The organism is Vibrio sp. 1078-1, from assembly GCF_033340475.1.
This window is the reverse complement of record NZ_JAWOWM010000480.1, coordinates 1-641: the sequence shown is the minus strand read 5'-3', so window position 1 is coordinate 641 and position 641 is coordinate 1. Positions and strand designations below refer to the sequence as shown.

The following is a 641-nucleotide window of genomic DNA, read 5'->3' as shown; positions in this document are numbered from 1 at the left end:
ACACCAGTGGGCACTTTTTCATGCGAACGGAGTTGGAGGGGTACTTCAACGACCAAACGTTTCTTGCCGATTTAGACCAAGCTCTACCGCAAGGTGCAAAACGCACTCTCATTGGCTCTCGCCGTAAACGCATCGTGATTCTCGTAACGAAAGAAGCACACTGTTTAGGTGATATTCTGATGAAAAATTACGATGGCAGTTTAGATGTAGAAATCGCCGCCGTGGTGGGTAACTACGATAAGTTGCAAGGCCTCACTGAACGTTTTGATATCCCTTACCACTATGTGACGCACGAAGATCTAAGCCGTGAAGAACACGAGCAAAAGATGTTAGAGGTGATCGATCAATACGATGCAGATTACTTGGTGCTAGCGAAATACATGCGCGTTCTCACGCCAACGTTTGTTGAAAAATACCGCCATAAGATCATCAACATTCACCACAGTTTCTTGCCTGCTTTCATCGGTGCTAAGCCTTATCAGCAAGCTTACGACCGTGGCGTAAAAATTATTGGCGCAACAGCCCACTTCGTGACAAACGATCTAGATGAAGGCCCGATCATCAAGCAGGATGTTATTCCAGTCGATCACACATTCAGCGCACAAGATATGGCTCAAGCAGGCCGCGATGTTGAGAAGAAT

The 641-nt window shown here is 46.5% G+C and carries 1 protein-coding gene; it reads left to right on the top strand.

Going from position 1 to position 641, the window contains the following annotated elements; all coding sequences use genetic code 11:
* Positions 1–641, top strand: a 641-nt coding sequence (gene purU, locus R7190_RS28300; RefSeq protein ID WP_318137981.1) for a formyltetrahydrofolate deformylase, incomplete at both ends; no start/stop codon positions are given.